A 6,223-nucleotide genomic window follows, 5' to 3' on the forward strand; every position below is an offset into this window, starting at 1 on the left:
GCGGGAGAAACAATACATGCCCCCGTGGCGTAGCCCGGCCCGGGGGCCGGAGGCTGCGAAGCTACGTCCTGTGAGGAACCGCCCGCGCACCGTCGCCCCCCTGTTGCTGAGCCTGCTCACCGTGCCTGTCGTCCTGGCCGGGTGCGGTGGCGGGGACGCCGACGAGCAGTCGTCCTCGGCCACGGTCACGTCGGCGGAGCCCTCGGCCGCGGCGGAGACCTTCGCCGAAGGCGCGACGGCCGAGGACGGCGCGACCGACGCCCCGCCCTTCCCCGGTGACGCCGAGCCCGACAGCGCGGACCCGTCGGCCGGGACGGCGGTGACGGTGAGCGACATCCGGATCGGCCGCCACGACGGCTTCGACCGTGTGGTGTTCGAGGTGGGCGGCACCGGCACGCCGGGCTGGGACGTCCGATACGTGGACGAGGCCTCCTCGCAGGGCAGTGGCGACTCGGTGGACGTGGCCGGCGACGCGGTGCTCCAGGTGAGCCTGACCGGTGCCGGCTACCCCTACGAGACGGGGGTCGAGGAATTCTCCTCGGCCGGGCCCCTGACGGGAGCGGGCACGGAGGTCGTCACCGAGGCGGTCTTCGACGCCACCTATGAGGGCAGCACCGTCACGTTCGTCGGCACCACCGAGCGCGCCCCGTTCCGGGTCTACCTCCTGGAGAACCCCACGCGCGTCGTGGTCGAGATCGCCTCCTGAGCTCTCAACTGAGCGAGGCGGTCAGTTCGACCGCGTCGTCGGTCACGCTGGTGCAGGTGACCGACAGCGGGCCGGCGCCGATGCTCTCGCCCTCGGCGCAGGAGACGCTGGCGCCACCGACACCGAGCGTGGCGCGGCCGTCCTGCGTGCCGGCGAACTCGAGTGTCGTACCGAAGATCTCGGCCTTCGCGCCCTCGCCGGAGAGCGTGGCCGTGCACGAACTCGTCGAGCAGGACACGTTGTTCGAGGTGAACGAGCAGCCGGCCAGCGGGACCAGGGCGAGTGCTCCGGCGAGCGCGCCGGTGGCGATCCGGGCGCGGGCGTTCGGCGTCGAGGACATGGCCCGAGCCTAGGGCGGAACGCTCAGCCCGTCGGGGACGACGGTGCGCTGGATGGTCACCTCGGTCTCCCCGAGCCCGCCGAGCGTGATCTCGTCGTAGGCGCGCAGCGCGCCGGTGTCGGGATCCAGGTAGAGAACGGTGCAGGTCAGCGGCTCGGGGTACTCGCCCTCGAGGCCCCGGAGCCCCGCGCCGCCGGTCGAGCCCTCCACCATGAGCAGCGAGCCGTCCTCGAGCTCGGACACGCTGCGGTCGTGCGTGTGCCCGGCGAGGATCAGCGGGACGACGCCGTCGAGGGGCGGTGCCTGCTTCGGATCGTGGACCAGCGCGATCGCGGGCGTCTCCGGCTGCTCCTCGGCGACCTCGGCGAGCGTGATGCCGGTCTGGACCAGCACCTCGTCGCCGGTGTCGTCGTCCCCGGTGGTCTTGTCCGGGGTGAACCGGGGGTCGGCGACGCCGACGATCGTGAGGCCGCCCACGGTGGTGGCGGTGCCGGCCAGCACGGTGGCGTTGGGCTGCGCGGCGATCAGCCCCGCCGTCGCCGCGGAGTCGTGGTTGCCGCGGATGTAGACGTAGGGGACGCCGAGCTGCCCGACGGAGCCGATCAGCTGGTTCTCCGGCGCGCTGCCCCAGTCGGTGATGTCGCCGGTGTCGAGGACGCCGTCGACCTGGAACTGGTCGACGACCTGGCGCATCAGGTCGAACCCGGCCGGGTTGAGGTGCAGGTCGGACACGTGCAGGAGCGCCACGGTCTCATCCGTCCCCCCGGGAGCCGGCAGCGCGGAGATCGTGGAGTACAGCGTGCCGACGTTGGCGACCAGGTCCTCCAGGGAGGCGCGGTAGGCGTCGAAGCGGGCGACGATGTCCTCGGCGCTGCCGATCAGGCTGTTGGCGTTGACCAGCAGCCCGGTGTACGTCGGCTGCGAGAGCGCCTCGGGGCGCCAGGTGGCCGCGCCCAGCCCCGCCGTCCCGAGCAGCAGCACGGTGGTGACGCCGGCGGCGATGAGCGGTTCCCGGCGGCGGCGCAGCACGACCAGCGAGGTGAGGGCGGCTCCGGCGATCGCGACGAGGGCGGTGGTCCAGGCCAGGCGCACCACCGCGCCGCGCAGGTCGTCGCTCACCTGGTTGACGACGCCGGCCAGCCGCACCGGATCGCTGGCGAGCGCACGGGCGCGCTCCTGGTCGACCCGCTGGAGCCCGATGTCCAGGCGCAGCGGGCCGTCGTAGACGTCCACCTGCAGGTCGCCCAGGGGCGGGACGGCGACGGTGGCGCCACCGTCGAGGGCGGGACGGAAGGCGAGGGTTGCATCGAACGGCCCGATCGGGGCCGAGATCCGGCCGAACAGCAGCACGGCTATGACGGCGCCGATCAGGGCGACGCCCACGCGGAGCGACCAGCGACCGGCGACCCGGGCGCGGTGCCGCCACGGGGAGGGCGGAGCGTCGGGCGGAGCCGGGCTCGGCTCGGTGCCGGGGGTTCCGGCCTCGCTCGGCTCGCTCACCCCCGCAACGCTATCGAGCGGGGGAGAGCTCCGTCGGCCGGAAGATCCACCGCAGCGCCACGAACCGCATGATGCCGATCGCGGCCGTGATGGCGGCGACCAGGGAGATCTGCAGGATCACGTGCGCCGAACCGGCAGAGGAGTTCAGCCAGCCCAGCGCGGCGCTCGTCGCGAGCAGCCCGACGAGGGCGACGCCGCCGGCCTCGAGCTGGGCGTTGAGCCAGTTCACCCGCTCCTCCGCGCGGAAGGTGAGCCGGCGGTGCATCTCGTTGGCGAGGATCGAGGAGGCCACCGTCGCGATCAGGTGGGCCGGGAGGTAGCCCAGGGCGCCGAGGCTGATGAAGAGGAGGCCGTAAACGGCGGTCGAGGAGCCGCCCACGAGGACGAACCGGCCGAACTGCGCGATGATGTCGTCCCGGCGCAGGCGGGCCTGGAACAGGGCCACCCCACGGCGCAGGTGCCGCGCGTGCGAGACGTCGCCGAAGAACTCGGCGGCGGCAGGCCGGTAGCGCAGCAGGGACGGGCAGGTCACGCGGCTTTCCTCTCTCCGTGGTGCGAGCTGGGTCAAGGCTCCTCCTAGGGCCTAACCCTTGTCACCAGAGAAAATGCCCGGTCACCCTGACAGTTCTGGTGTCCTTGATCACCATCGGCCGGTAATGGGCGTTCCTGAAGCGCGTCGGTGCCGTGACCCGGGGGTAGGGGTGCGGTCATGACCCTCATGGCGATCCTCGACCGGGTGGCCGACGCCACCGCGTTCGACAAGGTCATCGAGCCCGCCCGACGTGCCGTCCTGGGGGCGTTGCGGCCGCAGGCGGTCAAGGATTTCCTGCACGGCACGTGGCTGGGGCATCCGCTGCACCCGGTGCTCGTGCACGTGCCGGTCGGCGCCTGGGTGTCGGCCGGGTTGCTGGACCTCATCCCGCCGTTGCGGCCGGCCGCGACGGTGCTCATCGGTGCGGGCGTCGCGGGTGCCGTGCCGGCGTCCCTGACCGGCGCGGCCGACTGGTCGGCGGCGGACGTCGGCGTCCGGCGGCTGGGGGCGTTGCACGCCGCCGCCAACACCGCCGCGCTGGGGCTGTACGTCGGCTCCCTGGTGGCGCGGAGCCGGGGCCGCGGTGCGCTGGGGCGCGGGCTCGCCTATGCCGGGCTCAGCGTCGCCAGCGGGTCCGCGGCGATCGGGGGGCACATGTCCTACGCGCTGTCGACGGCCGTCTCGCACTCGGCGACCGCGGCGCGGGCACTCACGGGCGAGTGGATCGACCTCGGGCCGCTCGACGACCTGCCCGAGGGGCGTCCGGTCCTGCGCACGGGCAAGGGCCGCAGTGTCGCCGTCCCGCTCGCCGCCGTCCGGCGGGGCGCACGGGTGGATGTCTTCGTCGCCGCCTGCGCGCACCTGTCGGGACCGCTCGACGAGGGAACGGTCGAGGACGTGCGGGGCGCGCAGTGCCTGGTCTGCCCGCGTCACGGATCCGCGTTCGATCTGGACACCGGGCAGCCGCGACGCGGTCCGTCGGCGAACGCCCAGGAGAAGCTCGAGGTCCGCATGGAAGCGGGCCGCGTGATGGCCCGGCCGCCGTCGCGGAACCGGTGAGGCCGTCGGCGTCCTAGGCTGCGGCGCCATGAGGCGCACGGCGGTCGCCCTGGCGGCGCTGCTCACTGCTGCGTGCGGGACGACGTCGTCGCCGGCTGCGGAGACGCCGTCGTCGGCCTCGGCGTCCGCCGTGCCGACCGTGCCCGGGATCGAGGCCGAGATCGTGCGGCTGCGCACCGACGAGGCCATCGGGGGCCAGGTGCAGGTGCGGCTCACCGACACCGGGGACACCCCGTTCACCGTGACGTCCGTGGCGCTGCGTTCTCCCGGCTTCGCTCCCGAGCCGCCGACGTCGATCACCGCCGAGTACGCGCCGGGGCGGGTGATCGACCTGCCGGTGCCGTACGGCGGCGCGGTCTGCGACGCACCCCCCGTGCCGGCGGTCGCGGAGGTGACGGTCGGACGCCCGAACGGCGCGGTCGAGCAGCTGGAGGTGCCGGCGGCGGGGGAGGTGCTGAAGCTCATCCACGCCGAGGAGTGCGCGGTGCTCGGGGTCACCGCCGTGGTGGGCATCGCGATCACCGACCTGCACGAGGAGGGGGACACCCTGGTCGGGGCGCTCACCCTGACCCGGCGGAAGGGCACCGAGCCGGTCGTCGCGTCGCGGCTCGAGCGCAGTGTGCTGCTCCAGGCGAACGCGCCCGGCCTGCCCCTGGAGCTTGGCGGTGACGAGCAGGTGGCCAGCGCCGCCGTGACGTTCGTGCCGGCCAACTGCGAGCCGCACGTGCTGTCGGAGACCAAGAAGCCGTTCGTGTTCCCGCTGTCGGTCACGGTGGGCAGCGGGGACGAGGTGCCGGTCGACCTGCCGATCGAGGAGCCGGTGCGCGACCAGCTGACCGCGCTCGTGCAGCGGGTCTGCGTGCCGGCCTGACCGCACATAGAAGCCGGCCCGGCCGCCCCGGGGGGAACGGGTCAGCCGGGCCGGGGTCGCAACCCGCGGGCACTCGCGCGCCGGCGGACGATTCCGCGGCCGGGTGGCAGGGCGACGTTGCCCCGCCCCCCGACCGGAGCGGTGATGACGGTACGTAATCGGCGACTCCCCGCGGCATCCCCTGAACGGGTGGAAAATCCCGCACTCGGTGACTGAACGCACACCCCTCGGGGTTCGGTTCCCGTGCTGATCGGGCACCGCCCCGGGAGTGTTCTTCCTCTTCTCGAGCCGACTGGGCTGCCTCGGCTCCCTGCTTGTCTCCGCGGTCCTGACCCTGCTGTTGCTCCTCGTGTTCGACGTCCTGTGACGTCGGGGCGTGCAGGTCGTCGCGGAGCCTGACCAGCGGGGCCTTCAGCGAGCCTTCTTGGCCGCCTTCTTCGCGGCCTTGTCCCCTGCCTTGTCCGCGTCCTTCTTCGCCGCCTGCTTCGCCTTCTTGCCGCCCTTGCCCGCGTCCCTGGTGACGGCAGACTTCTTCTCAGACTTCTTCTTGGGAGCGGCGCCCTTCGGCGGTGCGGACGGCACTGCTGCGGTCACCGCCGCGCTGCCGCCGTTCAGCGCCAGCCGCGACCGGAACCCGGCGCCGGGGCGGAAGACCGGGGCCACCGATGCGGCCAGCTGGATCGTCGCTCCGGTCTGCGGGTTGCGGCCGGTGCGCGGCGCACGCTCACGCCGGTCGAAGGTGCCGAACCCGAACAGGGACACCCGTTCCCCGCGCGCGACGCTGCTCTCGATCTCCTCGAGCACGCCGTTGACCGCCGCGGTGGCGATTGAGCGGTCCCCGCCGAGTCGTTCGGTCAGCTTGGAGACGAGGTCGGACTTGTTCACGGCGGTGTCTCCTGGGGTCGGGGTCGCGAGGGTCCACCTAAGCCCCCCGCGCCGACCAGGCACAACACGGACGCTCCCGCGCGCACGCTCGACGGTGGCTCCGCCCGGATGGGACGGCCTCCCGACCTCGCACGGGGCGCGTCCGCGGTCTGGGAGACTCGGCGCGCCGGGCCTCTAGCTCAACTGGCAGAGCAGCGGACTTTTAATCCGCGGGTTGCGAGTTCGATCCTCGCGGGGCCCACACAGCGTCACCGCCGTTCGTCGGATCGGGGGATGGCGCCACCCATTCGCGTGGCAGCAGCTCGGCCGGCTCGACCCCGAGCGTCCTGG

Annotated in this window: 7 protein-coding genes and 1 tRNA gene; 4 read left to right on the plus strand and 4 right to left on the minus strand. The window is 73.3% G+C overall.

What is annotated here, in order from left to right; all coding sequences use genetic code 11:
• Nucleotides 1-70 precede the first annotated feature (70 nt).
• A complete protein-coding gene (locus tag E4P38_RS17155) occupies nt 71-706 on the plus strand; it encodes a hypothetical protein (RefSeq protein ID WP_135133158.1) in 636 nt (211 codons plus the stop codon).
• A gap of 4 nt (nt 707-710) precedes the next feature.
• Here E4P38_RS17155 and E4P38_RS17160 read toward each other — a convergent pair whose 3' ends face one another.
• The 3 genes from E4P38_RS17160 to E4P38_RS17170 are packed head-to-tail and all read right to left on the minus strand — an operon-like array spanning nt 711 to nt 3,078.
• Nucleotides 711-1,046, minus strand: coding sequence for a hypothetical protein (locus E4P38_RS17160; protein ID WP_135133159.1), 336 nt, complete (start codon nt 1,044-1,046; stop codon nt 711-713).
• 9 nt (nt 1,047-1,055) lie between these two features.
• The gene (locus tag E4P38_RS17165) at nt 1,056-2,546 is read right to left on the minus strand and encodes a metallophosphoesterase (protein WP_135133160.1); all 1,491 of its coding nucleotides are present in this window, start codon (nt 2,544-2,546) and stop codon (nt 1,056-1,058) included.
• 10 nt (nt 2,547-2,556) lie between these two features.
• On the minus strand, nt 2,557-3,078 hold the full coding sequence (locus E4P38_RS17170) for a GtrA family protein (RefSeq protein ID WP_245161101.1): 522 nt from the start codon (nt 3,076-3,078) through the stop codon (nt 2,557-2,559).
• 177 nt (nt 3,079-3,255) lie between these two features.
• Between E4P38_RS17170 and E4P38_RS17175 the strand changes: the two genes are divergently transcribed.
• Nucleotides 3,256-4,137: a Rieske (2Fe-2S) protein gene (locus E4P38_RS17175; protein ID WP_135133161.1), complete on the plus strand. Its 882-nt coding sequence runs from the start codon at nt 3,256-3,258 to the stop codon at nt 4,135-4,137.
• A 28-nt stretch (nt 4,138-4,165) separates the two neighbouring features.
• A complete protein-coding gene (locus tag E4P38_RS17180) occupies nt 4,166-5,008 on the plus strand; it encodes a hypothetical protein (RefSeq protein WP_135133162.1) in 843 nt (280 codons plus the stop codon).
• A gap of 411 nt (nt 5,009-5,419) precedes the next feature.
• Here E4P38_RS17180 and E4P38_RS23900 read toward each other — a convergent pair whose 3' ends face one another.
• On the minus strand, nt 5,420-5,893 hold the full coding sequence (locus tag E4P38_RS23900; protein WP_167760611.1) for an HU family DNA-binding protein: 474 nt from the start codon (nt 5,891-5,893) through the stop codon (nt 5,420-5,422).
• A 168-nt stretch (nt 5,894-6,061) separates the two neighbouring features.
• Between E4P38_RS23900 and E4P38_RS17190 the strand changes: the two genes are divergently transcribed.
• Nucleotides 6,062-6,134, plus strand: a tRNA-Lys gene (locus tag E4P38_RS17190).
• Nucleotides 6,135-6,223 lie beyond the last annotated feature (89 nt).

This window comes from Blastococcus sp. CT_GayMR16, from assembly GCF_004570875.1.
In the GTDB taxonomy this organism is placed as follows: Bacteria; Actinomycetota; Actinomycetes; order Mycobacteriales; family Geodermatophilaceae; genus Blastococcus_B.

Excerpts from the sequence above, each read along its gene's own strand:
- E4P38_RS17160 (WP_135133159.1), bottom strand. The coding sequence starts at position 1,046 with ATGTCCTCGACGCCGAACGCCCGCGCCCGGATCGCCACCGGCGCGCTC.
- E4P38_RS17175 (WP_135133161.1), top strand. The coding sequence starts at position 3,256 with ATGACCCTCATGGCGATCCTCGACCGGGTGGCCGACGCCACCGCGTTC.
- E4P38_RS17180 (WP_135133162.1), top strand. The coding sequence starts at position 4,166 with ATGAGGCGCACGGCGGTCGCCCTGGCGGCGCTGCTCACTGCTGCGTGC.